Annotated in this window: 25 protein-coding genes; 12 read left to right on the top strand and 13 right to left on the bottom strand. The window is 65.0% G+C overall.

Annotated elements, in window-relative coordinates; genetic code table 11:
• The first annotated feature begins 36 nt into the window (after window positions 1-36).
• The 3 genes from MTX34_RS09490 to MTX34_RS09500 are packed head-to-tail and all read left to right on the top strand — an operon-like array spanning window position 37 to window position 3,831.
• Window positions 37-1,422 carry a GntP family permease gene (locus MTX34_RS09490; protein WP_243609242.1) on the top strand — a complete coding sequence of 462 codons (1,386 nt, stop codon included), beginning with the start codon at window positions 37-39 and terminating at the stop codon, window positions 1,420-1,422.
• A 47-nt stretch (window positions 1,423-1,469) separates the two neighbouring features.
• Window positions 1,470-3,152 (top strand): ATP-binding protein, encoded by a 1,683-nt coding sequence (locus MTX34_RS09495; protein WP_374639233.1) that lies wholly within the window; start codon window positions 1,470-1,472, stop codon window positions 3,150-3,152.
• A complete protein-coding gene (locus tag MTX34_RS09500; RefSeq protein ID WP_243609244.1) occupies window positions 3,145-3,831 on the top strand; it encodes a response regulator in 687 nt (228 codons plus the stop codon). Before MTX34_RS09495 ends, MTX34_RS09500 begins: the two co-directional genes overlap by 8 nt.
• 111 nt (window positions 3,832-3,942) lie before the next feature.
• On the opposite strand, the gene MTX34_RS09505 is transcribed toward MTX34_RS09500, so the two are convergent.
• The 4 genes from MTX34_RS09505 to MTX34_RS09520 form a co-directional block, all read right to left on the bottom strand.
• Window positions 3,943-4,899 (bottom strand): acyl-ACP desaturase, encoded by a 957-nt coding sequence (locus MTX34_RS09505; protein WP_243609245.1) that lies wholly within the window; start codon window positions 4,897-4,899, stop codon window positions 3,943-3,945.
• Window positions 4,900-5,027: 128 nt separating this feature from the next.
• The gene (locus MTX34_RS09510) at window positions 5,028-5,531 is read right to left on the bottom strand and encodes a GtrA family protein (protein ID WP_243609246.1); all 504 of its coding nucleotides are present in this window, start codon (window positions 5,529-5,531) and stop codon (window positions 5,028-5,030) included.
• Window positions 5,532-5,626: 95 nt separating this feature from the next.
• Entirely contained in the window at window positions 5,627-5,794 is a 168-nt protein-coding gene (locus MTX34_RS09515; RefSeq protein ID WP_170945796.1) for a hypothetical protein, read from the bottom strand.
• A 141-nt stretch (window positions 5,795-5,935) separates the two neighbouring features.
• The gene (locus MTX34_RS09520) at window positions 5,936-7,321 is read right to left on the bottom strand and encodes a hypothetical protein (protein ID WP_243609247.1); all 1,386 of its coding nucleotides are present in this window, start codon (window positions 7,319-7,321) and stop codon (window positions 5,936-5,938) included.
• Between the two features lie 157 nt (window positions 7,322-7,478).
• On the opposite strand from MTX34_RS09520, the gene MTX34_RS09525 reads away from it, so the two are divergent.
• Window positions 7,479-8,243 (top strand): pirin-like bicupin family protein, encoded by a 765-nt coding sequence (locus tag MTX34_RS09525; RefSeq protein ID WP_243609248.1) that lies wholly within the window; start codon window positions 7,479-7,481, stop codon window positions 8,241-8,243.
• A gap of 111 nt (window positions 8,244-8,354) precedes the next feature.
• Window positions 8,355-8,831, top strand: coding sequence for a DUF4190 domain-containing protein (locus MTX34_RS09530; RefSeq protein WP_243609249.1), 477 nt, complete (start codon window positions 8,355-8,357; stop codon window positions 8,829-8,831).
• 26 nt (window positions 8,832-8,857) lie between these two features.
• Here MTX34_RS09530 and MTX34_RS25980 read toward each other — a convergent pair whose 3' ends face one another.
• From MTX34_RS25980 to MTX34_RS09550, 4 genes are all read right to left on the bottom strand, one after another.
• A complete protein-coding gene (locus tag MTX34_RS25980; RefSeq protein WP_243609250.1) occupies window positions 8,858-9,958 on the bottom strand; it encodes a GGDEF domain-containing protein in 1,101 nt (366 codons plus the stop codon).
• A 95-nt stretch (window positions 9,959-10,053) separates the two neighbouring features.
• Window positions 10,054-11,637, bottom strand: coding sequence for an ABC transporter permease (locus tag MTX34_RS09540; RefSeq protein ID WP_243609251.1), 1,584 nt, complete (start codon window positions 11,635-11,637; stop codon window positions 10,054-10,056).
• On the bottom strand, window positions 11,634-12,512 hold the full coding sequence (locus MTX34_RS09545; protein WP_243595301.1) for an ABC transporter ATP-binding protein: 879 nt from the start codon (window positions 12,510-12,512) through the stop codon (window positions 11,634-11,636). The genes MTX34_RS09540 and MTX34_RS09545 overlap by 4 nt, the downstream gene beginning before the upstream one ends.
• Entirely contained in the window at window positions 12,509-13,123 is a 615-nt protein-coding gene (locus MTX34_RS09550; RefSeq protein ID WP_243595302.1) for a TetR/AcrR family transcriptional regulator, read from the bottom strand. Before MTX34_RS09550 ends, MTX34_RS09545 begins: the two co-directional genes overlap by 4 nt.
• Before the next feature lie 54 nt (window positions 13,124-13,177).
• On the opposite strand from MTX34_RS09550, the gene MTX34_RS09555 reads away from it, so the two are divergent.
• Both MTX34_RS09555 and MTX34_RS09560 read left to right on the top strand, forming a co-directional pair.
• Window positions 13,178-15,136, top strand: a complete 1,959-nt coding sequence (locus MTX34_RS09555) for a M13 family metallopeptidase (RefSeq protein ID WP_243609252.1) — start codon at window positions 13,178-13,180, stop codon at window positions 15,134-15,136.
• A 76-nt stretch (window positions 15,137-15,212) separates the two neighbouring features.
• Window positions 15,213-16,523, top strand: a complete 1,311-nt coding sequence (locus tag MTX34_RS09560) for a cytochrome P450 (protein WP_243609253.1) — start codon at window positions 15,213-15,215, stop codon at window positions 16,521-16,523.
• Here the strand turns inward: MTX34_RS09560 and MTX34_RS09565 are convergent.
• Genes MTX34_RS09565 through MTX34_RS09580 form a run of 4 tightly spaced genes read right to left on the bottom strand, consistent with a single transcriptional unit; the run spans window position 16,501 to window position 20,753 of the window.
• On the bottom strand, window positions 16,501-17,580 hold the full coding sequence (locus tag MTX34_RS09565; RefSeq protein ID WP_243609254.1) for an ABC transporter ATP-binding protein: 1,080 nt from the start codon (window positions 17,578-17,580) through the stop codon (window positions 16,501-16,503). The two genes, MTX34_RS09560 and MTX34_RS09565, sit on opposite strands and share 23 nt — an antisense overlap.
• Complete coding sequence (locus MTX34_RS09570) at window positions 17,580-18,905, bottom strand: ABC transporter substrate-binding protein (protein ID WP_243609255.1); 1,326 nt, start codon at window positions 18,903-18,905, stop codon at window positions 17,580-17,582. Before MTX34_RS09570 ends, MTX34_RS09565 begins: the two co-directional genes overlap by 1 nt.
• Before the next feature lie 28 nt (window positions 18,906-18,933).
• Entirely contained in the window at window positions 18,934-19,824 is an 891-nt protein-coding gene (locus tag MTX34_RS09575; protein WP_243609256.1) for a carbohydrate ABC transporter permease, read from the bottom strand.
• The gene (locus tag MTX34_RS09580) at window positions 19,821-20,753 is read right to left on the bottom strand and encodes a carbohydrate ABC transporter permease (RefSeq protein WP_179273473.1); all 933 of its coding nucleotides are present in this window, start codon (window positions 20,751-20,753) and stop codon (window positions 19,821-19,823) included. Before MTX34_RS09580 ends, MTX34_RS09575 begins: the two co-directional genes overlap by 4 nt.
• 137 nt (window positions 20,754-20,890) lie before the next feature.
• Between MTX34_RS09580 and MTX34_RS09585 the strand changes: the two genes are divergently transcribed.
• Window positions 20,891-21,373: a DinB family protein gene (locus MTX34_RS09585; protein WP_243609257.1), complete on the top strand. Its 483-nt coding sequence runs from the start codon at window positions 20,891-20,893 to the stop codon at window positions 21,371-21,373.
• A gap of 84 nt (window positions 21,374-21,457) precedes the next feature.
• On the opposite strand, the gene MTX34_RS09590 is transcribed toward MTX34_RS09585, so the two are convergent.
• Window positions 21,458-22,369: a L,D-transpeptidase gene (locus MTX34_RS09590; protein WP_243609258.1), complete on the bottom strand. Its 912-nt coding sequence runs from the start codon at window positions 22,367-22,369 to the stop codon at window positions 21,458-21,460.
• Between the two features lie 294 nt (window positions 22,370-22,663).
• Between MTX34_RS09590 and MTX34_RS09595 the strand changes: the two genes are divergently transcribed.
• The 4 genes from MTX34_RS09595 to MTX34_RS09610 are packed head-to-tail and all read left to right on the top strand — an operon-like array spanning window position 22,664 to window position 25,762.
• Window positions 22,664-23,383, top strand: a complete 720-nt coding sequence (locus MTX34_RS09595; RefSeq protein WP_243609259.1) for a glycosyltransferase family 2 protein — start codon at window positions 22,664-22,666, stop codon at window positions 23,381-23,383.
• On the top strand, window positions 23,380-24,375 hold the full coding sequence (locus MTX34_RS09600) for an acyl-CoA dehydrogenase family protein (protein WP_243609260.1): 996 nt from the start codon (window positions 23,380-23,382) through the stop codon (window positions 24,373-24,375). The genes MTX34_RS09595 and MTX34_RS09600 overlap by 4 nt, the downstream gene beginning before the upstream one ends.
• Window positions 24,369-25,118, top strand: a complete 750-nt coding sequence (locus MTX34_RS09605; protein ID WP_243609261.1) for a PIG-L deacetylase family protein — start codon at window positions 24,369-24,371, stop codon at window positions 25,116-25,118. Before MTX34_RS09600 ends, MTX34_RS09605 begins: the two co-directional genes overlap by 7 nt.
• Window positions 25,115-25,762, top strand: a complete 648-nt coding sequence (locus MTX34_RS09610) for an SAM-dependent methyltransferase (RefSeq protein ID WP_243609262.1) — start codon at window positions 25,115-25,117, stop codon at window positions 25,760-25,762. Before MTX34_RS09605 ends, MTX34_RS09610 begins: the two co-directional genes overlap by 4 nt.
• Window positions 25,763-25,772 lie beyond the last annotated feature (10 nt).

The raw sequence follows: 25,772 nt of genomic DNA on the forward strand, positions 1-25,772 counted from the left end.
TCGCCGTGCGCTGATCGAATCACGGAAGGACATCTCGTGGACGAATGGGTCCAAACCCTTTCCACAACGGCGCTGCTGTCGATCGCCGGCATTGCCATCGCGGTACTACTGCTGATGATCATCAAGCTGAAGGTACATCCACTTCTGGCACTCGTGATCGTTTCTCTCGGAACGGCTTTCGCTGCGCGCATTCCGATCTCGGAGATCCAGGACGTACTGATCGACGGATTCGGCACCACCCTCGGTGAAGTTGCACTTCTCGTGGGATTGGGTGCCATGTTCGGCCGGCTCGCCGAGATCAGCGGTGGAGCACAGGCGCTGTCCAGTGCGCTCGTGCGGAAGTTCGGCGACAAGCGCGCCCCGTTCGCGCTGGGGGTCGCGTCGCTCCTGTTCGGGTTCCCGATCTTCTTCGACGCCGCGTTCATGGTGATGCTCCCCATCATCTTCGGCGTGGCTCGGCGGCTCGGCGGAAGCGTCCTGCTGTACGCCCTGCCCGCTGCAGCGGCACTGTCGACCATGCACGTCTTTCTGCCGCCGCACCCAGGTGCCGTCGCATCGACCATCCTGTTGGGCGGCGACGTCGGACTGACGATCCTGATCGGCATCGTCGTGGCTGTGCCCACCTGGTTCATCGCCGGGCATCTGTACGGCACCTTCATCGGCAAGCGGATCCATCTCCCGGTACCGGATCTGCTGAGCGGTGGCCCGCAGGTGGAGACGGTGGAGAACCCTCCCAAGCCGGGTGTGATCATCGCGCTGCTCATGCTTCCGCTGCTGCTCATCTTCGCCAACACGGCGCTCACAACGGCGGCCAGGACCGGCAGCCTCGACGAGAATTCGCCGCTGGTCACCGTCCCGCAGGTCATCGGATCCACACCCGTCGCCCTGCTCATCACGGTCATGGTCTCGATCTATGTGCTCGCACTTCGTCGCGGCCGCACGGCCACGTTCGTGGAAGATCTACTCGACAACGCACTCAAGCCGATTGCTCCCGTCGTGCTCATCACCGGGGCCGGCGGCATGTTCGGCGCGGTGTTGCTCGCCAGCGGCATCGGTGACGCCCTCGCCGAGACACTTCGCGACCTGGGCCTTCCGCTCATCGTCTCCACCTTCGCCGTCGCTGCCATCCTGCGCATCGCCCTCGGCACTGCCACCGTGGCCATCACCACGTCGGCCGGGCTCCTCGGTGCTTCGATCATGGCAGCGGGGCTGAACCCGGTACAGACGGTCGCAATGATCCTCGCCCTCGCTGCAGGGTCGTCGATTTTCCCCCACGTCAACGACGCCAGCTTCTGGCTCATCGGCAAGCTCCTGGGTATGGACGTCCCGACGACATTCAAGACCTGGAGCGTTATCAAGACGTTGATCTCGGTCGTCGGCTTCGCCTTGTCGTCGGTCGTGTACGTCCTGGCGTCGATCTGACTCCGTACTCGACACGGTCGGACGGGGTTGCAGGCATCATGAGGCACATGCGACGACGACCGGCACCGCGCAGTCTGGCAGGCCAGGTTCTGCTGTTGCAGTTGGTCGTCGTCGCCGTGGTCCTGGTCGCGGTGGCAGGAGTCTCGGTGCACCAGGCCGGTGTCGAATTCCGCGACACCCAAGGCGGACGCCTCCTCGCCGTTGCCGAGAACCTCGCCTCGACTCCCGTCGTCCGCGAACAGGTTGCATCCGTCGAAGCGGACAAGGTCTTGGCACCGGAGGTGGACCGGGCCGTCGACCTGTCCGGGGCATCCGTCGCCGACGTCGTCGTGTTGGACGCGACCGACGTGGGCAGATCCGTGATCGTCGCTTCCTCCGTTCCGGATCGCGTCGGGCTCGCCGGGGAACTCGGTGCGGGTGATGCCGAGGATGGACGGGCCTGGACCGGCGATGTCCTGGTCGACGGGCAAGAATCGATCTCCGGTCACGTCCCGGTTCTCTCGCCGACAGGCGAGGTTCTGGCCGTGGTTGCCGCCAGCTCGACGTACCCGTCCACCTGGCGTCTGGTCGCCGATGCCGGCGCACCGCTGCTGTTGTATCTCGGACTCGGAGCAATCCTCGGGCTCATCGGTTCCTTGCTGCTCTCTCGGCGTATCAAGACCCACACACGCGGGTTGGAGGTCGAGGAAATCGCCAGTCTCGCCGATCACCGAGAAGCGTTGCTGCACAGCATCGGTGAGGGGGTGATTGCAGTCAACACTGAGGGTGTGATCACGGTCCTCAACGACAGCGCCGCCGAACTCCTCGGCCTGACCGTGCATGATTCCAGTGCAGCCACGGTGATCGGCCACAGTATTCACGAGGTTCCTTTGGATCCAGTGGTCTGCCGGTACCTGATCGATGCTCGAGACAGCGGCGATGTGGTACTCCCGACGGCGACGAGAGTGCTGGTCCTCAGTCGGCGGTCGGCCTCGAGCAGGGGCCGACGTATCGGTACGGTCACCACCATGCGTGACAGCACCGAGCTGGCTCGGCTGCAGAGTCAGCTGTCCTCCCACAAGTCGGTCACCGACACTTTGCGTGCGCAGACTCACGAATTCGCCAACCAGCTGCACACCATTTCGGGACTGACTCAACTCGGCGACCACGACGCGGTGACGGACTTCGTCGGTGCGCTGACCCGCCGTCGAGCGGAAATCAGTGACGCCGTCACCCGAAGGATCTCCGACCCGGCCGTCGCGGCTTTGTTGATCGCAAAGACATCGCTGGCTGCCGAGACCGGTGTTGCGCTGGAACTGAATCCGACCTCTCGGCTGCAGACCTTGGATCCCATGCTCGCCACCGACATCATCACCGTGCTCGGCAACCTGATCGACAACGCAGTGGATGCGTCGACCGGTAGCACGAGTGCCCGAGTCGTGGTCGACATCGATGATTCCGACGGCATCGAGATGCAGGTCGCCGATTCCGGACCAGGTGTTCCCGACAGCATGCGCACCGAAATCTTCTCTCGCGGCGTCACATCGAAGACGGAGACACCGGGAGGGCGAGGCATCGGACTCGCACTCGTCCGGATCGTCAGCACCCAACATGGTGGCACCGCCGAGGTCGACGATGCTCCGGGAACCGGCGGTGCACGATTCACCGTGCGCATTCCGTACGACCACGAACTACCGCGACACTGGAACGCGCCCGTGGCAGGCGTCGGAGGTGACGGGACAGATGGGTGAATCGGAGCGCCCCTACGACGTTCTCGTCGTCGACGACGATTTCATGGTTGCAGACATACACCGACGATTCGTCGATGCCACCCCTGGTTTTCGCACGGTCGGTGTTGTTCACACCGCGGCAGATGCGGTCGCTGCAGTCCACACGCTTGCACCCGATCTGGTGCTGCTCGACGTCCATCTCCCGGATCGCTCGGGGCTCGACGCGCTGCAACACCTGCGCAGCGAAGGTAATGGCGTGGCAGTCGTCGTCGTGACCGCGGCCCGAGAACTGGACACCGTGCGCCGTGCCCTCCACGGTGGAGCCGCCGACTATCTGGTGAAGCCGTTCGAGTACCCACAACTACTGGACAAACTCGGAAACTTCCGTCGACGAGCTCTCGCGCTGTCGAGCTCGAAAGGCATCGACCAGTCGGGGATCGACTCGTTGTTCGGGGCACCGAGTTCGGCCGCGGGCCCGAGCCTGCCGAAGGGGCTGAGCCAGGAAACCGGGTCGTTGGTTCTACGGACAGTCGATGAGGGCGGCGAGGTATCGGCCAGTGAATGCGCCGACCTGGCGGGTCTGTCGCGGGTGAGCGCACGGCGATACCTGGAGCACTATGCCTCGACGGGAGTCCTCACGGTCCGACTCGAATACGGCCGTGCCGGAAGGCCGGTACACCGATACCGCACAACCGACTGAACCTGACCAGCGGCTTCGCTGCAGTGGCGTGCTCGAGTGCCGTTGGGGGCACCTGGGGAGTGGAGCCTGCGGAACGACCCGCAGGCTCCAGCCGCACCACTGCCGCAGGCACTAGGACGCGCGCGACTCGGCCTTCGCACGTTCGCGGGCGAGGGAGCGATCACGCATCTCCTCGAACTTGGTGGCCTGACGCTCGAGGTCTTCGAGGAACGCGGCGAGTTCTTCACGCTTGTTCTCACCGCGGGCGGTGAAGTCGTTGCGCTCGAACACGCTCCACTTGCGCAGCACCGGCCAGACGACGTCCTCTAGATGCTGACGCAGGTCGTAGATGCCGTGCTTGGCCATCAGCACACCGTTGCGGCGGAAGTTCGGCATCCCCGCACCTGGCATGACGAAGTTCATCACGATGTCGGAGACCGCGTCGAGGGTCTGGTCGGGAGCGATGTCCATCGCCGCACCGGTGATGTTGCGGTAGAAGATCATGTGCAGGTTCTCGTCGGCGGCGATGCGCTGGAGCATGCGGTCGGCGATCGGATCGTCGCAGACCTTGCCGGTGTTGCGGTGCGAGACGCGGGTGGCGAGTTCCTGGAAGGTCACGTAGGCGACCGAGTGCAGCAGACCGACCCCCGCACCGGCGGGCGAGACGTACCCGTTGGTCATGTGGATCATGCGGGCTTCTTCGAGGGCGACGGGATCGACGCCGCGGGTGACGACGAGGTAGTCGCGCATGACGATGCCGTGGCGGTTCTCCTCGGCGGTCCAGCGGCCGACCCAGGTTCCCCAGGCACCGTCCTGGGAGAAGTTCTCGGCGATCTCACGGTGGTAGGACGGCAGGTTGTCCTCGGTGAGCAGGTTGGTGATCATCGCGGCCTGTGCGACGTCGGAGAGCTTGGACTGCTCCGGGTCGTAGTCCTTGCCGCCGAGTGCGGCGAAGTTACGGCCCTCGTCCCACGGAACGTAATCGTGAGGGTGCCACTCCCGCGCCATCGAAATGTGCCGGTTCACATTGTCCTCGGCAGTGGGCACCAGCTCTTGCAGAAGCTCGAGCTGTGTCAGATCCCTGGCCATCGAGATGCCTCCTCGCGTTGACGTCAGCTCGCAAGCCTAGGGCGATACATGCGTGACGTGTGGAGCCTTGCCCGGATTCTGTTAGAGGTAGCAATCGACGTCCGCACCGAATGGTGCGACGTCACAGCTCAGCGAGCATCGAGAGCGGAATCCGAGGACGCGAGCGTCGCCGGACGGAAGACCCAGCCACGGAGAGCGAGGAACCGAGCGGCTCCGAAGATGCCACCCACAGCGATGACGACCAGAACCTGGACGTATGTCGGCGCTGCCGGATACAGGACGTGCACTGCGGCCAGTGAGGCGGTACTCAGACCAAGCCCGATCAGGGCCAGCCCCCCGGCTTCCCACTGCGTCTGGAACCAGCCCACATGACCTGCCGCATGAAAGGTGTGGCGGCGGTGCAGCTCGTTGGCAAGGACGGTACTCGAGGCCACACCTGCGAGGTTGGCCGTGAACGATCCGAGGGAAGCGAGGGCGACGAACAACAGGGCGTACACACCGTTGCTCCACACCCCGACGATCACGAAACGTGTGAACTGAGCGAGCACCGACTCCCCGAGCACCCGCGACCTGATGCGAGGCGCACAGCCCACCGGCCCGGACGCGGCCGGGACTTTGAGGGAAGTGCTCACGAGGTCTCCAGTTGTTGAACCGGAAGCGTCGGTCGGCGCTTCGACTCGATACAACTCTGCCCGCGACCGAATCGGTCTCGGGCGTGACGGAGATCTCAGGCCTTGGTGGAACTTTCTTCCCGAGCGCGCTTCTTGCGATCCAGGTCGATGTTGAGACTGTCGGGCTTGATCGATGCGACGAACAACACCGCGACGAGCACGACCACTACGACGATGGTGATGACGACCACCGCGATGCCGAAAATTGCCAAGATACCGTTCATGTCCTGCCTCCCGTGTCAGGCAATACGGTACTTGTCGTAGACGCGCCGGTCGACCACGACCCCTGGGTCGTTACTGCAGGCTCCACTCCCGCCCCCCAAGGTCGTTACTGCAGGCTCCACTCCCGCCCCCCAGCTCACCGCTCAGCTCACCAGGCGCGCCACGGCGCGCATCGGCAACGACAGCCAGGTAGGCCGGTTGCGCGCCTCGTACAGAACCTCGTACACGGCCTTGTCCAGCTCGTATGCGCGCAACAGGTCGGCCTCCTCGCGGGGATCGTGCCCGGCCACCGAGGCGTATCCGTCGAAGAATGCTGCAATGCTGCGGGCCGCCCACTTCTCGGCTCGTTCTCGTGCCGACGAGTCCTCGGGAAGGTCGACCAGCAGGTGATTGGCTGCATAGTCGAACGAGCGCAGCATTCCCGCCACGTCACGCAGAGCGCTGTCCATCTGTCTACGCTCGGCCAAGGTCTTCGCCGGCTCACCCTCGAAATCGATGAGCAGCCACCGCTCGGGAGTACCCAACACCTGTCCCAGATGCAGATCGCCGTGGATGCGCTGCACCGTGGTGCTGTTCGACGCCTCCGCCCGCGAGATCAGAGCGGTCGCCGCCGGGATGTACTCCGCAATCTCCGGCACCACCCGCGCCACGCCCGAGATGCGGGCAAGAATCTCCTCGACGGCGGTCGATTCCACCGACCGTTCGGCGGTGCCCAGCACCGACGCCAGGTCGTGGTGCACCTGCGCCACGGCCGCTCCGATTCGACGCGCGTCCGGGGCGAAGTCGGCCGGCAGGTCTTCGATCGGTGTCTGCGGGGAATCGAACACCTCTTGCACGCTGGCCAGCGCCGCAGTCCAGCCCTCGGCGGAGTTCGCGGCGAAATCCTGAGCCATGCCGAGCGTCGTGGGCTCACCACCGACCTCGGCTTCGAGCCAGCCGCGAAGCGGCGCGACGTTGACACTGCCGGCCTCCGCCAGCGCGCGATGCAGCTCCACATCCGGACTGATCCCCGGCGGTACCTGGCGAAACAGCTTGAGCAGCAGCAGATCACCGAGTATCACCGAAGTGTTGGACTGCTCCGCCCCCAGAACCCGACCGCGCAGACCGCTCGGCACACTCGAACCGTCCACGATCTTGAATTCGATGCTACCCGTGGCATTTCCGACAGCGAGCGCGTCACCGTACAGGCCGATGATCTCGGGGTCCCGCAAACCGTCGAACACGGCCACCTCGCCCGTCACGGGCAGTACCCACGGCCGAAGGTCGTCGGTCAGTTCGGTCCTGAAGCCCAGGGGCACCTGGTAGGTCTGCGTCACCGCCGCGCCGTCCTGCGTCAGCTGCACCTCCACCAGCAGATGCTCGGCCGCGAAATGCGGCTCGTCCGCCAGCACGTCACGCGCGACGATCCGCACCGCACTCACCGTCGAACCCTTTGCGCCGAACCACCGTTGACCTGGCAACCAGGTTGCCAGAGCATCCTCGAGCTGGGGTTCGACCGTGCGTGCCACACTCGAGCTGGAACCGACCATGAGAATCTCTCGCCGCCTTCGTGGGAGTTTGCGGAGCTTGTGACCGTACGCAGCGAAACCTACCCACTCGCGGCGGCACCCACACACCGACAGCAAAGACACCCGAACGTTATGCAGGTCGTACGCCGATGCACAGACATGCTCGTAGAGTGGAAACATGTCCGCTCCACTGACCGCCCACATCGACGTGCACCGCGCCGGTGATCGATCGAAAACCCGTGTGTCCTGGCTGGACTCGAAACATTCGTTCTCGTTCGGTCAGCACTACGACCCGGACAACACCCATCACGGACTGTTGCTGGTCAACAACGACGACATCGTCACTGCCGGTCAAGGTTTCGAGACGCATCCGCATCGCGACATGGAGATCGTCACGTGGGTGGTGCAGGGTTCGCTGGTGCATCAGGATTCCATCGGACACTCCGGAATCATCTATCCCGGCCTGGCGCAACGGATGACCGCAGGCAAGGGCATCATGCACTCCGAGAAGAACGATTCCTGGAGCATCGACGGCAACAGACACACCGAACCCGTTCGCTTCGTACAGATGTGGGTGCTGCCGGACAGCCCCGGTACACAACCCGGTTACGAACAGCTCGAGATCGGTGACGAACTACTGCGGGGCGGGCTGGTCACCGTCGCGTCGGGAATGGACAAGCACCGTGGCCGGGCAGCAATCACCATCGGCCAGAAGTCGGCAGCGCTACACGCGGCAAGGCTGCTGCCCGGTACCTCGGTGACAGTTCCCGATGCCCCGTTCGTGCACCTGTTCGTCGCGCGCGGCACCGTCACGCTCGAGGGTGTGGGCGAGCTCTGGGAGGGCGACGCCGTCCGCATGAGTTCGACTGGCGGACAACGTATCACCGCCGCAGAGCCGGCCGAGGTACTGATCTGGGAGATGCATTCGCGACTCGGCGGTTGACATGCGTGTTCGATGACAAGTTGATCACGGCAACATGTGGGGCCTGGGCCCACAGCAGACACCCGCATACACTCCCAGCGTTCACGATCGCCGATTTCGGAGGTACTCAACGTGTCGAATCAGAATCCGCCGCCCGGAAACTATCCCCCTCCCGGAAACTACCCTTCACCTGGTGAGTACCCCCAGCAGGGCGGGTATCAACAACAGCCGGTAGCGCCGAAGAACACCATGGGCACGGTGGCTCTGGTCCTGGCGATTCTGGGTGTGTTGTTCTCGTGGACCATCGTCGGCGGAATTGTTCTCGGCCTGATCGCCATCGTCCTCGGCTTCATCGGACGGTCCAGGTACAAGAAACGCACCGCCACCAACGGCACCGTGTCGCTCATCGCGATCATTCTCGGTTTCGTGGCCGCAGCGCTGTCCATCGTTCTCGTCGTCGTCGGCGTCGGCCTGTTCAACGCAGGCGGTGGCCAGGACTTCACCGAGTGCCTGAACAACGCAGGCAGCGACACGACAGCGCAACAGCAATGCGCCGACGAATTTCAGCAGAACCTCGAGAACAGGTTCGACGAGTCCACGCCCAATTGAGTCGCGACCGAGGCGACTCGGCCGCCTCAGGCGGTCCGGTCGCCTCGGGGTGACGTGCCCGCTACGACCACCTGGTTACCGCCCTGACGCTTGGCTTCGTACATCGCCGCGTCGGCTCGACGCAGCAGTAGCCTGGTGAGTTCGACGACGTCGGCACCGGCCTCCGAGCTCACGGCGCTGCAGTGCGCGACGCCGATGCTCACCGTCAGGGGCGCGGGGTCCCCTGCGGAATGCGCGGCACAGCGATATTTCTCGGCCAGTGCGAGGGCCTCGTCCTCGGCCGATTTGGTCACCACCGCGAATTCCTCACCGCCCACCCGCGCAACGAGCACCCCGTCCGTCGTCAACCGACGTGCGACGAGTTGCAGGGCCGCATCCCCCTGGTGGTGACCGAATCTGTCGTTGATCGACTTGAACCTGTCCACGTCGACCACCATCACCGACACATCGGTCGCACCGAGGGAATACACCGGTATGGCCTCGTCGAGTCCTCGACGGTTACGCACCTGCGTGAGTGGGTCGAAGTTGGCGGCCTGTGCCTGGACCTGCAGTTTGAGCAGCAGGTACTGGAAGAACGTCGGGCCCATGAATGTGATGGGTATCAGCACCACGAGTTGCGCGACGGCCAGTCCGTGATCGGTTTCCGGCGACAGCAGGATGAGCACGAAGAACAGCACCACGGTTGCCCCGGCCCACAACAGATGCAGAGCCATCACTCTCGCACTGTGGAAGAGCTGTACGTAGACACTGTTGGCCGCGAGCAGCGCGAGCGCCAAGAAGAGGGTCTGAGGCGATCCGTACGACAACAGAACCAGCGTTACTCCGATGTCCGAGTACGCGGCGAACGACAGGGACACACGCTTCGACGGCCACGGAGCCTTCAGCCAGGCGACACCGACCACGAGTGTCGAGACGATCGCAACGACGAAGATCGACCTACCGATCGCAGAGCTCGGCGGAGAATCGGTGAGCAGCAGCAGTGCGCCGGCACCGAGCCCGTACGAGAACGTGCTCAGTGCTGCGGCGAGGCGATACGGTGCGAGCGCACCGTGCAAACCGAGGTAGCTCACCACCGACTCGTAGCTGTGCGGCTGATTCCACCACACGCGGAGGAATGTCGAGTTCACACAACCTCCATGCGGATTCCGGCCGAGCATCACCGGACCTGACGCTCACCGCCGGGCCGGACATATCGGCCATCGACAATGCTATTCGACCAGCATCACCCTCGGATGTCTCTTCGCCGGAATGCTGCCGACCCGATGATGCCGACACCGACGGCAGTGACGACGAGCCACCCGATCGGCGCGAGGGACAGTGCTGCTCCCGGCAATCGCGGAACATGCGTGAAGGGCGAGAGGTCGAGCCACGGCTGCGGTAGGCCCACCACCGCACCGATCTGGCCGAGGGCGACGAATCCGCCCAGGATCGCCCACAGGACGGTCGCGAATCGAGGGACAGCGCCGAACAGGGCCACGCCGATGGCCGTCACCACCCACACGGCCGGGAGCTGAATCAATGCGCCGCCCACCACGGACCGCAGTTCGCCTGCGATATCCCCGGTGGCCGACCCGTACGGCAGCCCGATGGTGACGCCGACGACCAGGAGCAGCCACGCTGGGCCCAGGACGGCCAGGAGTAGATGCCCTGTCAGCCATCGGATCCGCGAGACGCCGGTGGCGAGGGCGATCTCGGCCAGTCCTGCCTCTTCCTCTCCGTGCAGCCGCAGCAGTGCCGCCACCGAGTAGGCCGCCACCATGATGCCGACCATGCTCAGCACGGCGGCGACGAAAGACTGTTCGAGTGTGGTGCCCCCGAACTTCCCGAGCGCGTCGCTGATGGCGGTGCTGCTGCCGAGCTGTCCGCCTATACCGCGGGCGGACAACCCGATGGCGATGCCGAACAGGGCAATTCCGACGGTCCAGCCGAAGGAGGCCCCGCGGGTCAGTCGCCAGGCGAGCGCAACGGGCCCGGCCAGTGTGGACGCGGCCGATGCTCGGCCACGGCGTTCGGCCAGCAGTCCGCTCCCGAGATCGCGACGCTCGGCCGCCCTGACGGCGGCAGCGAGAAGCAGTGCTGCGGTGGCCAGTGACATCAGCATCGGCCACCACCTCTCGCCTGCGAACGGTCGCACCTGCGCCGACCACCCGATCGGCGAGAGCCACGACAGGGTGCCCGAGCCCGCATCGCCGATCGCCCGCAGTACGAATGCCGCCGCGAGCACGCCGAGGGCATAGCCGCGAGCCGCCCGCGCCCCCGACGCCGCCTGCGCCGCCACGGCCGCACAGCCGACGAAGACGAGACCGACGACGACGACCGACGCCCCGTACGCGACGCTCCCGGCCACCGGGAGCCCGAATGCCCACAGCGTGATCGACGACAACGCGCCCGTCGCCGCCACCCCGGTGCCCGCCAGCGAGATCGCCGCGGCCAGTCCGGCGTATCGACCCACCGCCGTCGATCCGATCAGCTCGGTCCGACCCGCGTCCTCCTCACCTCGGGTGTGCCGCACCACGGTGAGGATTGCCGCCAGCGGAACCAGCGCCAGCACCAGTCCCGAGCGCCACGACACCAGAGCGCCCAGATCGCTTCCGAAGATCGGGCCGACGAGCGCCGCTTGTGCCGGCATAGCCACAGTGCCCAGGTAGAAGGCCTGACGGTCGGACGCCGTCGGATACAGACCCTCGAAGCTGACCGCGTACAACAGCGGCAGCGCTCCGAGCAGGACGATCCACACCGGTGCCACGAGACGATCTCGGCGCAGATACAGCCGGAACAGCGCGCCCGTCCCCTCGAGGGAGTTCATTCGTAGTACCTCAGGAACAGTTCCTCGAGAGTCGGCGGCGAACTGACCAGGCTCCGCACTCCGGCGTCGGCAAGGACGCGCATTAGCGCCGGAAGGGCCTCGTTCTCCACCGTGCAGGTGACGGTGGAACGGTCCACGCTCACGGCACCGACCCCGGGGAGTGACTCCAGATCGACGGGCACTCGATCGACAGTGGCAGTGATCGTCGTGCGCGTGAGGTGTCGCATCGAGGCCAGGGTCCCGGAATCGACCGTCCGCCCGTCTCGGATGATCGTCACCGAACTGCACAGCGCATCCACCTCGGACAGGATGTGCGACGACAGCAGTACCGTGACTCCGCGTCGGGCAGCATCTTTCACGCAGTCCCCGAAGTGCTGTTCCATCAGCGGATCGAGTCCCGATGTGGGTTCGTCGAGGATCAACAACTCGACATCGGAGGCCAGGGCCGAGATCAGCGCGACTTTCTGCCGATTGCCCTTGGAGTAGGTGCGGGTGCGCTTGCTCGGATCGAGGGAGAACCGGTCGAGCAGTTCGGCGCGGCGGGCGGTGTCGACGCCACCGCGCATTCGGCCGAGCAGATCGATCACTTCACCGCCGGTCAGCGACGGCCACAGCGTCACGTCGCCCGGGACGTAGGCCAGGCGTCGATGCAGTGCAACAGGGTCGGCCCACGGGTCGCCGCCGAGCAAGCGCACCTGACCCGCCGTCGCGCGGACGAGACCGAGCAGCACGCGGATGGTCGTGGATTTACCGGCCCCGTTGGGTCCGAGGAAGCCGTGCACCTCACCGGTCGGCACGTGCAGGTCCAGTCCGTCGAGGGCCCGGACCGAACCGAACGTCTTGACCAGTCCGTCGACTGCGATCGCGTCGGTCATGTCCGGGCCTCCAGATACGTGTTCAAAGCCTGTGAGTCGGTGAACAATCCGTCGGTGTAGAGCTCGAGTGCAGGAAGCGTGATCTCGTCACCGAGCGCGCTCAGGGCCTCACGGAAATCGACGTCGGGGCCGGCCATCTGCACGTACAACAGCAAGCCTCCGACGTTCTGACGCGTCAGGAATCGGGCCCGCGCCGCGGGGTCTCGGCTGGGAGTGAACCGGCCGTCGCGGACGCCGTCGTCGATGTAGCGCACGGCGTCGTCGACCATGTGCTCGAACAACTCCCGCGCCAACGTGCCGCCTGCGGAGAAGCTCCGCACGATGTATGCGACGAGCGGCGCGTACTCGTCGATACGGGCGAGCTGCTCCATCATTCCGGTGGGCGCGGACGACGCTGCCTTGGACTCGCGGATCACCCGCAGAACGTGCTCGTCGCACGCAGTGCGCAGGCCGTCCTTGGACCCGAAGTGGTGATTGAGCAGCCCAGGAGAGACACCTGCGGCCGTGGCGATGGACCGCACGCCTGCGGTGAAGCCCTGGGAGCCGAAGACGCCGATCGCGGTGTCGCGGATTCGAGCCCTGGTGGTGAGATCCTCCGATGCTGTACGCATGTACAGCACATTAAACACCCGTTCAATCAAGCGCAAGAGTGTAAAGATGGACGGATGACTTCAGTAGTGAACTCGGGCATCGATCTCAGCTACCAGGACGAGAACACACGCGCGCAGGACGACCTCTTCGTGCACGTCAACGGCAAATGGCTGGAGGATTACAGCATCCCCGCCGACCGCGCCGTCGACGGTGCGTTCCGCACGTTGTACGACCGCGCCGAGGTCGACGTACAGACGATCATCGAAGAATCCGCGGCCGCGAACCCGCCCGCGGGTAGCGACGCACAGAAGATCGGCGACCTGTTCTCGAGCTTCATGGACGCCGATCGCGCGGAGCAACTCGGCGTCACCCCGATCGCCGACGAACTCACTGCCATCGCCGACGCCACCGACCTCGTCACCCTCGCAACCGTTCTCGGCTCCGTGCAGCGCACCGGCGTGGGCGGTGCCATCGGCCATTACGTCGACACCGACGCCAAGCAGTCCGATCGCTACCTCGTGCACTTCAGCCAGTCCGGCATCGGCCTGCCCGACGAGTCGTACTACCGGCAGGACGAGTACGCCGACATTCGGGCGAGCTACCTCGCGCACATCTCGAAGATGTTCGCGCTCAGCGGTATCGAGTACGACGCACAGACGGTGTTCGACCTCGAGCAGAAGATCGCCGCCGGTCACTGGGACGTCGTCGCCAGGCGGGACGCCGAGAAGAGCTACAACCTGGTCGACTACGACACGTTGGTCAAGAACGGTGCCGGATTCAACTGGGCTGCATGGATTTCCGGACTCGGCAGCACCACCGAGCAGTTCGCCGAGATCGTGGTTCGGCAGCCTCCGTTCCTGAGTACCTTCGTTTCCCTGTGGAATTCCGAGGACATCGAAGCATGGAAGGCGTGGCTGGCCTGGCGCGTCGTGCATTCGCGGGCACCGTTCCTGACGAGCGCGATCGTCGACGAGAACTTCGCGTTCTACGGAACGACGCTGACCGGAACGGAGGAGAACCGCGAGCGCTGGAAGCGCGGTGTCTCCCTGGTGCAGGACGTGCTCGGCGAGGCCGTCGGCAAGCTGTACGTCGAACGCCACTTCCCGGCCGACTCCAAGGCTCGAATGAAGGTGCTGGTCGACAACCTCACCGAGGCGTACCGCCGGAACATCTCCGAGCTCGAATGGATGAGCCCGAAAACGCGCGAGAAGGCGTTGGACAAGCTGGGCAAGTTCACCCCCAAGATCGGCTACCCCGATCGCTGGCGCGACTACTCCAGCGTCGAGATCAGCGCCGACGACCTGCTCGGTAACTACCGACGCGGCTACACCGCGGACTACCAGCGCGACCTGGACAAGCTCGGCGGACCCGTCGACCGTGACGAGTGGTTCATGACGCCCCAGACCGTCAACGCCTACTACAACCCCGGCATGAACGAGATCGTCTTTCCCGCAGCCATTCTCCAGCCACCGTTCTTCGACCCCGAGGCCGACGACGCGGCCAACTACGGCGGTATCGGAGCCGTCATCGGCCACGAGATCGGCCACGGATTCGACGATCAGGGAGCCAAGTACGACGGCGACGGCAACATGGTCGACTGGTGGACCGACAGCGACCGCACCGAATTCGGCAAGCGCACCACGGCCCTCATCGAGCAGTACAACGAGTTCGAGCCCAAGGCGCTACCCGGCCACAAGGTCAACGGTGAGTTCACCATCGGCGAGAACATCGGCGACCTGGGTGGTCTGTCGATCGCCGTCGCCGCCTACGAGATCTCACTCGAAGGCAAGGACGCACCGGTGCTCGACGGCCTGAGCGGGCTGCAGCGCGTGTTCTTCGGGTGGTCACAGGTGTGGCGTACCAAGGCACGAGACGCCGAGGCGATTCGTCGACTCGCCGTCGATCCGCACTCGCCTCCGGAGTTCCGTTGCAATGGCGTCGTGCGAAATCTGGACAGTTTTCACGAAGCGTTCGACGTACAGCCCGGAGATGCGCTGTACTTGGAGCCGGGGAAGCGCGTCAGGATCTGGTAGCAGCAGGTGAGCGGAACTTCGTAGCGTGCTACGAAGTTCCGCTCACCTGGGGGACACAACGGGGAGGACTGTTCGGATGAGGGAATTCGTACGATGGCTCGCAGCGCACGGGGTCATCAGGTTCGCGGCCAAACGAGCAGCGGCCGCGGGCGATCCGCAGGCGATGCTGGTGGCCGATCCGGCGACGCGAGCCAATCCGACGCCGGTCTACGAGAAGCTGCGCGCCACCGCACCGCTGGTGAAGACTCGGATCTCGAACATCACCGTGCATCACCGGGTGGCATTCGACCTGCTGCGCTCGGACGACTTCCGGGTCACTCAGCTCGGTGCGACCCTTCCCGGTCCGATGCGGTGGGTCGAGGAGCACACCAGATCCGGCGCACTGCACCCGATCCTGCCGCCGTCACTGCTGTCGGTCGAACCGCCGAACCACACCAGGTACCGCAAGCTGGTGTCCTCGGTCTTCACTGCCCGCGCGGTGAAGAAGATGCGCGATCAGGTGCAGGAAACGGCCGATGCTCTGCTCGACGAGCTGTCCGACGGCTCGCCGGTCGTCGACATCGTCGATCGCTATTGCGCGCGACTGCCGGTCGCGGTCATCGGGCGCATCCTCGGCGTTCCTGAGGAGGACAATCAACGAGTTCTCGAGTTCGGCGAGATGGCCGCACCCAGTCTCGACATCGGATTGTCGTGGTCTCAGTTCAAGCAGGTCGAGCGTGGGCTGATCGGGTTCGACGCCTGGCTGTCGCAACACATCGCGGAGTTGCGCCGCAATCCCGGCGACGATCTGATGAGTCAGTTGATCGCCGCGAAGGACGAGGGCATCGGCCTCAACGACGAAGAGCTCAGGGCCACTGCCGGTTTGGTGCTGGCGGCGGGATTCGAGACGACGGTCAACCTCCTCGGCAGCGGAATCCGGTTGCTGCTCGACCATCCCGATCAATTGGCGGTGCTGCAACAGGATCCATCGCACTGGCCCACTGCGATCGACGAGATGTTGCGGATGGAGTCTCCCGTACAGCTCACGGCCCGCATGGCAAAGCACGACGTCGAGGTCGAGGGCGTGACGGTGCACGAGGGCAAGCTCGTCGTACTGGTGCTGGCCGGTGCCAATCGGGATCCGCTGGTGTTCGAGGACCCCAATCGCTTCGACGTCACCCGCGCCAACGCCGGCAAGCACCTGTCGTTCTCGGGCGGACGCCACTACTGCCTCGGCGCGGCACTGGCCAAAGCCGAATCCGAAGTGGGACTCAAGACCCTGTTCGATCGGTTCCCTCACCTGCGGTCGGCAGGCGAGGGAACCCGACGCAACACCCGCGTCTTGCACGGATGGGCTACTCTCCCAGTCGATCTGGGTGAGCCCGTCAGGACAACCGCAGGCCGGTAACGGAGTCGAAGAAGAACAACTCGTCGAACCGCGGAACCAGTCGAATGGTTTCGGCCAGTGCGATCGACAGCTTGCGATCGACTCGGACCGAGATCCTCCCGGAAGTGGTGGTCCACCCGCCGTTCGTACTGGGTGCGGAAGCGTAGACGAACGACTCCGCACCCAGTTCCTCGATCAGCTCGACCGTCAGTTGCAGGCCGGCCCCATCGCCCACCAGGTCCCACGATTCCGGTCGCACACCGACGACGACGCGCTCGCCCGCCGAGGCCGGGAAGGGAATCCGCAACTCACCGAGTACGGCCGCGCCGTCGCGCACGGGGGCGTCGACCAGATTCATTCCTGGTGATCCGATGAATCCGGCGACGAACGTGTTGACGGGATCGTCGTACAACTCCCGCGGCGCGGCGATCTGCTGCAGCTTTCCGTCCAGCAGGACGGCAACACGATCACCCATGGTCATGGCCTCGACCTGATCGTGGGTGACGTACACCGTCGTGGTGCCCAGTCGTCGCTGCAGCCCGGCGATCTGGGCTCTGGTCGACACCCGCAGCTTGGCGTCGAGGTTGGACAACGGCTCGTCCATGCAGAACACCTTGGGCTGACGCACGATGGCGCGCCCCATCGCCACTCGCTGACGCTGCCCACCGGAGAGCTTGCCGGGCCTGCGACCGAGCAGCGGCTCCAGCTCGAGCATCTTCGCCGCATCGAGGACTCGGGCGGCGGTGTCGGACTTGCTCATTCCAGCGTTGCGCAGCGCGAAGCCCATGTTGTCACCGACGGTCATGTTGGGGTACAGCGCGTAGTTCTGGAACACCATCGCCACGTCCCTGGCCCGCGGTGCCAGCGAGGTGACGTCCACTCCGCCGATGTCGATGTGACCGCTTTCGACGGATTCGAGACCGGCGAGCATCCGCAGACTCGTCGACTTCCCGCAGCCCGAAGGTCCGACGAGAACGATGAATTCACCGTCCGCGATGTCGAGTTCGAGGTTGTCGACAGCGAGCGCATCGGCTCCCGGGTACCGATGCGAGACACCGGCGTAGTGAACGGCCGCCATTACTTCGGCAGCTTCGGGGTGATCTGGCGGTCGATGATCTGCTGCAGCTGATCCGAGACGGACGCGAATGTGGTTGCCACATCGGCATTCTGCAGCGCGATCTGCTCGAGACCACTACCGATGATCTTGTCGCCTCCTGGGACGAACACGCGGGCGTAATCCTGTGATCGGGTCAGCGCCAACTGGTCCACGGCCGTCTTCGCGTTGGGGTTCGCCTCGAGGAACGCGATCTCCGACGGATCCTGCTGCGCAGACTTGCGGACCGGCATGTAGCCGGTGTTCTGGGAGAAGTACGCGGTGTTGGCACCGTTGGTGACGAAGTCGATGAACTTGAGTGCGTTCACCTTTCGCTCGTCCGAGATCTTGGCCGGAATGGCAAGGCCCGCGCCACCCGTCGGGCAGCCGGGGGTGCCGTCGGTGGCCGGCAGGAAGGCAGTGCCGAACTCGAACGCGGCACCGGCCTTGATGGTGGACAGGTCGCCGGTGGAGGCGATGGTGGACGCGAGGATACCCGCGGCGAAGTCGTTGGCGATGTCGTTGGAGACCGCGGCGTACTTCTTCGTGTGAATCATGTCCTGCAGGAACTTGCCTGCCGCAATGGTGTTGGGGTCGTCGAACTTCAGCTCGAACTGATCGGAGTACGATCCGCCGAACGTCCAGATCGGTCCCTCGAACGTCCACCCGAGATAGTCGACGGCGTTGCCCCAACCGTGCGCGAGCTTGCCGTCTCCGACGACGGCCTGGATGCGCGGGCCCCACTCGTCGAATTCCTGCCAGGTGGCCGGTCCGCGATCGGGGAGCCCGGCCTGCTGCCAGACGGCCTTGTTGTAGTAGAACAGCGGCGTCGAGCGCGCGTACGGCAATGCCCAGTGGCTACCGTTCCAGTTGTAGTCGGCCAGCAGCGAATCCACGTAATCGGACTGGTCGACGCCTGCTGCGGAGAAATGCTTGTCCAGCGGCTCGATCGCACCGGTGAGCGCGTAGTTGAACCACCAGACGTCCGAGAGCACGACCACGTCGGGTACATCGTTACCGGAGAGCGCCGCGTTGAACTTCTGCGACACCTCCTCGTAGTTCTTGCCACCGTCGATGAGATTGACCGTCAGGGCGGGGTTCTCGGCCTGGAAACGCGAGATCAGTTCCTTCTCGAACTCCTGGGACTTGCCCGGGTGGTTCGACCAGAAGTTGATGGTGTTCGCATCGCCTTCGACAGCCTCGCCGCCCGACCCGCCCGATCCGGGACCGCTGCACGCCGCGAGGGCTGCGGCGGCCGCAGCTGCGCCGGTGAGCGTGAGGAAGCCACGCCGATTGATGATGTGTGCCATGGTGTTCGACTCCTGATAGTGAGGTGAATCAGCCCTTGACCGCACCGGAGGTGAGGCCCTTGATCATGTGGCGTTGCAGGACGAGAAAGACGAGAAGGATGGGCAGAATGGTCAGTACCGTCGCGGCCATCACTGCGCCCCAGTTGGTGTAGCCCTCGCTGTTCTGGAGCAGCGTCAACCCGACCGGCAGCGGGGCGACGGACGAGTCGTCGGACATCAGGAACGGCCAGAGGTATTCGTTCCATTCGTTGACGATGGTGATGATCGCGAACGCCACCATGGTCGGGCCCGACAGCGGCAGGATCACCCGGAACATCAGCCGTACCGGTCCGGCACCGTCCATCCGCGCGGCTTCGATGATCTCCGGCGGCAGCGACAGAAAGTGATTACGCATCAGGAAGGTACCGAAGGCGACGCCTGCCAGCGGAATGATGATGCCCTGGAACGAATTCCGCCAGCCCAACTCGGAGATGAGCGAGTAGTTGGAGATGACGGTGATCTGATTGGGCACCATCAGCGCGGCGATGATGACAAGAAAGACGATGTTCTTGCCCGGGAAGCGCAGGAACACCAGACCGTAGGCGCTCAGAACCCCGAGAACGAACTTGATGGACGACACGGCCGTGGTGATGATGATGGAGTTGCGCAGGTAGGTGAAGAACGGCACCTCCGTCGTCGCCTCGTCGTAGTTCTGCGGGTGAAACACGCTGGGCCACCAGGTGACCGGCTGGACGTAGATGTCCGGTCGATCCTTGAAGGAGGTGATCAGGATCCAGAACAGTGGCAGCCCGATCATCAGCAGGACGGCGACCATGGCCGCGTATCCGAGGATGTTCGCGCTACGACGGGCACGGTGCTGGTCGCGCGGCCCGGGCACCTTCTCCGGCGTGGCCGTCGGACGCTTGTCGGTCACAGTCATCGCTGATCGTCTCGATCCATGATTCGTACCTGCACGAGGGTGACGATCAACAGCACGAGGAACAGGATCGTCGCGACGGTGGCGCCGTAGCCGGCTCGGAAGTTGCGGAACGTCTCCTCGTAGACCTGGTAGACCATCGTGGTGGTGCCGGTGCCCAGCGGACCTCCGCGCGTCATCACGTTGATGATGTCGAAGACCTGGAGCGAATTGAGCAGCACTGTGATCGACAGGAAGAACGTCGTCGGACGTAGTTGCGGCAGAAGCACTTTGCGGAACGTGGTCCAGCGGCTCGCCTGATCGATCTCGGCCGCTTCCATCAGCTCCTTACGCACACCCTGCAGGGCCGCGAGGTAGATGACGAAGGTGTAGCCCAGGTTCTTCCACAGGTACGTCACGGTGATCATGACCATGGCCCATTTCGGGTCCTGATAGAAATCCGGGACCGCACCGAGGCCGAGGCGTCGCATCAAGTCCTGAACGAGTCCGAAGTTGGGGTCGAAGACGAACTGGAACGCGATGCCGATTGCGGCCCCCGAGATGACGTACGGGGCGAAGACTGCGGAGCGAACGAAGTTGCGGCCCCTGAGCTTTCGATCCAGCAACAGCGCGAGCACCAGGCCGAGAACCAGTGAGCCCACCACAGCGGCGACCGTGAACACGACGGTGTTGCCGACGATCTGCCAGGTGTCCTCGCGAGACGCCCACTCGCGGTAGTTGTCGAAGCCGACGAACGTGGAAGTGGGCGAGGACAGGTTCCAGTCGAAGAAGGAGAACTGGAAGTTCTCGACCAGCGGCCGATACGTGAACACACCCAGCAGAACCAGGTTGGGGCCCACCAGAATCAGGAACAGTGCGTAATCGGTCCACGGCCGCGAGAAGAAACTCTTCTTCCTGGCCGTGGGCAGCACTCGTTCGGTTGTTGCACTCACCGCGAGGACTGTGCTCAGTCGCGGCTAACGATTGGTGAACTGAGCCCCAACGTTCACCGTCGGGCAGACCAAATGCTGCGCAGTGGTGCAGTAACGTGCGCGGCGGGTGTCGTTGATTCTGAACATGACAGGAGACGATGGTGGGCACGTTCGACGTAGGACTTGCCGATGAGCGGACGCAGCTCGATGCGTTCGTCGAGGAGTACCGCAGCGATCTCGAGGTCGTTCTCGATGGTCTGACCGAAGAGCAGGCCTGCCGCCGTCTGGTGCCGTCCTCAACGACGTTGCTCGGGCTGGTTAAGCACGTCACGTGGATGCAGCGGGTGTGGTTCGAGGAATGCATCGGCGGGACGTCGCGTCTGGAACTCGGTTTGGTACAGAGCCCGGAGGAGTCCTTTCGCCTCGACGCCGCAGACACCGTGTCCACTGTGATGGACAGCTACCGGGTTGCGTGCGGGCGTGCCCGGACCGCAGTAGAGAACTTCACTCTCGATGCGGTCGTGACCGGCCACCGTGCTGGTCCGCGTACGGTCCGGTGGGTCTATCTACAAGTTCTTCGCGAGCTCGCTCACCATTGCGGCCACGCGGACATCCTTCGGGAGCAAGTGTTGGCCAATTGATGTGCGGAGCGGTGGAGACGCAATCCTTGTGAGCGGAACTTCGTAGCAGGGGTCGAAGTTCCGCTCACGTGCGGCGAAGCCGCTCTAACGGTTCCAGTCTCCCAGGCCGTCGGATCCGCTGAGGGTGCCGCCGTCGGTGTTGACGATGACGACGGGATCGCCCTTCTGGGCGTTCTCGAAGAACCACTTGCCGTCTTCGGTGCTGACGTTGAGGCAGCCGTGCGAGGCGTTGGAGTAGCCCTGCTGCGATTCCGACCACGGGGCCGCGTGTACGAAGATGCCGCTGTAGGAGATGCGCGTCGCGTACTCGACGTACGTGCGGTAACCCTCCTCGGAGTCCACGGGCACGCCGTAGGTGGACGAGTCCATGTACATGTCGCGGAATCGCTCGCCGACGATGTAGGTGCCGTTGGGGGTCTCGTGGCCGACCTTGCCCATCGAGGTGGGCATGGTGCGGACGACCTCGCCGTTGCGGGTGACGGTGATCTGCTTGGTGTTGTCGTCGGCCGTGGTGATGATCGAGTCGCCGGTGGAGAACTCGGCCTTCGCGCCACCTGCCTCGACGGTCACCTGGGTGTGCGCCGGGTAGAACTCGTTGGGCAGCCACCGGACCTGGCTGTCGTTGATCCAGTAGAAGTGGCCGTCGACGGACGGGTTCGTCGTGACGCGGATGGCGCGGAGCGCGGCATCGCGATCGCCGATGGCCTCGTCGAAGCGAATGGCGATGGGCTGCGCAACTCCGACGACCTCGCCGCCGGACGGGCTGATGCTCGGATCGGCGAAGTTCGCCGGCGCGAGCTGCGGAACGAGAGGCTGCGCGGGTGCAGGCACCGCGGGAGCCGAAGATCCCGGCAAGCCGGGGATGGAAATGTCGGGCCCGCCCGGCCACAGCGGGGCGGCCTGTGCCGAACCGAATGCGGCGGACGCCGCGAGGGCTGTACCTGCAACGATCGCGCCGATACGGGCGAATCTGCGTGTGCGGACCGGTGATGCCATGTAACCCGACCATCCTTCGTACTGTGTCGCGATGCCCACGAACAGTGCTATCCAGGGCAACGCCCATTAACACATACCGTCCCGACATTTGCTAATCGGATATCGACGAAACGGGCGAAAGAAACCTGGAGTACGAGTATGTTCCCGCAACCGGTCCCGGGCGCGGTCGGACCAGGCCGCGGCGCATGTGTCGGCAGCCGGGGAACGGGTATGTGCAGGGGAAGCACATCCCGTCCAGACACCGGCGGATTCCGAAACGGACCTCTCCTGTCCGGTGTCCGAAAAGGGTGGACCGTGATCTCCGATGCTTTCCCCCGTACCCCCATCAGCCACATCGTCGTCGTCGTACCTGCGCACAACGAGCAGGATCTGCTCGACGCGTGCCTGACCGCCCTGTCTCGAGCGCAGCGTCGCGTCGTCGAGGTGGCCTCGGTCCCCGTTTCCACGATCGTGGTGCTCGACGCGTGCACCGACGATTCTGCGAGCATCACCGCACGTCACCCGTTCGTGTCGACGATGGAAGTAGCTCACCGCAACGTCGGAGCGGCCCGGGCAGCAGGCTTCTCGGCATCCGGCCCCGAGCACGGAGCAACCACCTGGTTCGCCACAACCGATGCCGACACCCGGGTGGGTGAGGACTGGTTGCTCGGTCATCTCCGGCATGCCGCCGAGGGCGCTCGGGCAGTGGCAGGAACGGTGGTCGTCGACTTCGAGGATCGCTTCCGGGAGGATGTTGCCCTTCGGTCGTCGTACGACGCGCAGTATCGACACGAGGTCGGCCACCCACACGTCCACGGGGCCAACCTCGGGGTCCGAGCGACGGACTATCTCTCCGTCGGCGGATTCACGCCTTTGACCACCGGCGAGGACCACGATCTGGTCCGACGCCTCGAGCTCGGCGGCATCGTGTGCCGTCGGGTGTGCGACATTCCGGTCACGACGTCGGGGCGCCTGCGCGGCAGAGCGCCCGACGGCATGGCCGGATTCCTACGTTCCCTGGAGCCCACCGCATGAGCGAGACCGGTTTTCTCGAATCCACCGACCGAGCAAACCTCGATACGGGGCTGCGCGCCGCGTTCTTGGCGTTCGAGGCGGACGGGCGTCTCGACCTGGCGCTGCCCGGCTCGGGATACACCGATCTGCGTTGGCAATCGCTCGCCGCGCTGAGCCGGCACAACACGGTGCTGGGCCGGTGGTCCGAGGCGCACACCGACGCGATCGCGATCCTGCACGAACTCGACGGCCCGACGCCACAGCGTGGGCAGATCTGGGGAGTGTGGGCCGCGGAACCGCCTGCGCCGATTCTCGAAGCGGTACTGGACGATTCGGGCTGGGTTCTCACCGGGACCAAACCGTGGTGCTCGGGTGCGTCACTGTGCACGCATGCGTTGGTGACGGCCCGGGTGGAGGGAAGTCCGCGGCTGTTCGCCGTCGATCTGACCCATCCGGGTGCAACTCCGGTTCCCGACACGTGGCATGCGGTGGGGATGAGCAAGAGCGATTCCGGTTCGGTCGCATTCGACAGTGTCCCCGCCGTCGCGGTCGGCGGACCGACCGACTACCTCACCCGGCCGGGCTTCTGGCACGGGGCAATCGGTGTGTCGGCAGCCTGGTTCGGTAGCGCGTGCGCGGTGGCGGACACGCTGCATGCCGCCGTCCGCGACCGGCCGGACCCGCACCGCGCTGCTCATCTGGGCGCCATCGCGGCGGCCCTCGGGGCAGCATCGAGCGCACTGACCACTGCTGCAGCCGAGGTGGACGCGGATCCGTTCGACCGCTCCGGGCGAGCCCGAACCCGAGCCCGCGTCGTGCGCGCGGTGGTCGAGGACGCGGCGACACAATGCATCGACCGCGTCGGCCGCGCCCTCGGAGCCGGCCCACTGTGCGGCGACGCCGAACACGCCCAGCGCGTCGCAGATCTCACCGTCTATCTGAGGCAGAGCCACGCCGAACGCGATCTCGAAGCTCTCGGGCACGACATCGCCGAAGAGGACAACCCATGGTAGAGAACGCATTCGACGCCGAGGTCGACGTCGGCACCGCCGAGTCGGACTGGATGTCGGCCGACTGGTCCATCCCGGGCTTGGACTGGAAGGACGTCGTCACCATGGTTGTGGTCGCCCCGCACCCGGACGACGAGGTACTCGGTGTCGGCGGCCTGCTGTCCCTGGCTGCGGCAGCAGGGGTGGACGTTCGGGTGGTCGCAGTCACCGACGGCGACGGCTCCCACCCCGGATCCCCGTCCGTGACGGCGCAGGACCTTCGCGCACGACGCCCCGTGGAGTCCGAGCGTGCGTTGGCCGAGTTGGGAATCGACCACTCTCCGACGCGTTTGCAGATCGCCGACGGTGCGGTCGAGGACCACGAGGCTGCGGTGGCCGATGCACTGATACCGCTGCTCGACGCCACTCCCGGTACCTGGTGCCTGACGCCCTGGCGCGGGGACGGCCATCCCGACCACGAAGCCACCGCACGTGCCTGCCTCACCGCGGCGAGCGCCGTCGGGATACCGGTGGTGGAGTATCCGATCTGGATGTGGCACTGGGCAACTCCCGATCATCCTGCCGTGCCGTGGACCCGCAGTCGCCGGATCGATCTCCCCGCCCACACACTCGAGGCCAAGCGAGCGTCGATAGAGCAGTTCGATTCTCAGATTCGCCCCCTGTCCGATCACCCCGCGGATCGAGCGGTGTTGCCGCCGCACGTTCTCGCTCGATACCGTCGACCGTTCGAGGTGGTGTTCGCGTGAGCCAGGGTTCTCGTAGCAGTCTCGGACCCGAGTACTTCCGCACCGTGTATGCGGTGAAGGACGATCCGTTCATGCTGGACAGCAAGTGGTACGAGCGTCGTAAATACGCCCTGACCCTGGCATCGCTGCCGAAGCCGCACTATCGGCGCGCACTCGAACCCGGCTGCTCCATCGGTGTGCTCACCGAGCAGCTGGCGGCCCGGTGCGACCACGTGGTGTCCACCGATGTGGTGGACAGCGCCCTCGATTCCGCGCGTAGGCGCGTCGGCGACACTGCCGCAGTCGAATTCGCGCGGTGGTCTCTTTCGGACGACTGGTCGACCTTGCCCGCACCCGCGGAGATGTTCGATCTGATCGTCGTCAGCGAGGTCGGGTACTACCTCGATGCCGACGACCTGACGTCCGCGATGGCCCGAGCCGTCAAGCACCTGGAGGTCGGCGGCACCCTGGTGGCGGCACATTGGCGCCACGAGGTGGACGACTATCCGATCCCGGGGGATCGAGTCCACGAGATCATTGCTGCCACACCAGGATTGGCGTTGCTCAGCCGCTACCTGGACGAGGACGTTCGGATCGAGGTGTTCGTCGCCTCGGACGGTCCGGCGGTGTCGGTCGCGAGCACCGACGGCCTCGACGTGCGCTGACCGGGCTCGA

This window comes from Rhodococcus sp. ARC_M5, from assembly GCF_022810405.1.
Classification (GTDB): domain Bacteria; phylum Actinomycetota; class Actinomycetes; order Mycobacteriales; family Mycobacteriaceae; genus Rhodococcoides; species Rhodococcoides navarretei.